This window comes from Bacillus sp. EB600 (assembly GCF_024494385.1).
Taxonomy (GTDB): domain Bacteria; phylum Bacillota; class Bacilli; order Bacillales; family Cytobacillaceae; genus JAEVLT01.
Window position 1 is genome coordinate 1 of the sequence record NZ_JAEVLT010000132.1, and the last position, 783, is coordinate 783.

Genomic DNA, 783 nt, shown 5'->3' on the forward strand with positions numbered 1-783 from the left:
GTTCAAAAGTTAATCAAAAGTCAACTACAACAATGGATCGCAGGCTTGCCCAGCTATATCAAGGCATACCTGCCTATTTCAGTGTGCGAAAGTTGAGTAACTAAGAATGTTTTCTAAAGTAAATTAAAATGGCACGAAAAATAACCAGTAGGATGTTGCAAGGAATACACCAGATCGGATACTCAAAAAATTTTATCGGTAAGCAGTTTTCACCGTCTTTTACTTCTCGGGGAAGTCCCATCTTATATTTCACTCGCATCTAGTGTTCACAGACCATGTATAGGTAGACGAATGTCCGACCGCAAGCGGTACCCGTCTTATGGAGTCTTAAAATGTTTAATTGACGACAGTTAAACCCATTCTCTAATACAAGCACTATCAGGGTCTTCACCGACATTTCACGGATTTTATTACAAATAGCAGCAGCCCAGAAAGAAAAGAAAAAGAGATTTTTTGCCCGTTTGTTTGGCAATAGAAAGGAGAAGTTTTTATGTAAATTAATAGGGATTATCTATTGGATTAATATAGGAATTCTTATAATGGTGGGGGTGATATGCTTATTGGGGAAATGTTGCGGTTCAACCGTTTTCATTTACGCGCCTTAGAGGATTCGAACCTCTGACCGTACGCTTAGAAGGCGTATGCTCTATCCAGCTGAGCTAAAGGCGCATCATAATATGGAGGAGAAGGAGGGATTTGAACCCTCGCGCCGGTTACCCAACCTACACCCTTAGCAGGGGCGCCTCTTCAGCCACTTGAGTACTTCTCCATAAAGACAAAAAT

Annotated in this window: 2 tRNA genes; both read right to left on the reverse strand. The window is 41.0% G+C overall.

Annotation, left to right across the window (positions count from 1 at the left end):
• Nucleotides 1-595: 595 nt before the first annotated feature.
• Nucleotides 596-669, reverse strand: a tRNA-Arg gene (locus tag JN080_RS28880).
• A gap of 9 nt (nucleotides 670-678) precedes the next feature.
• Nucleotides 679-769: transfer RNA gene (locus tag JN080_RS28885), tRNA-Ser, on the reverse strand.
• Nucleotides 770-783 lie beyond the last annotated feature (14 nt).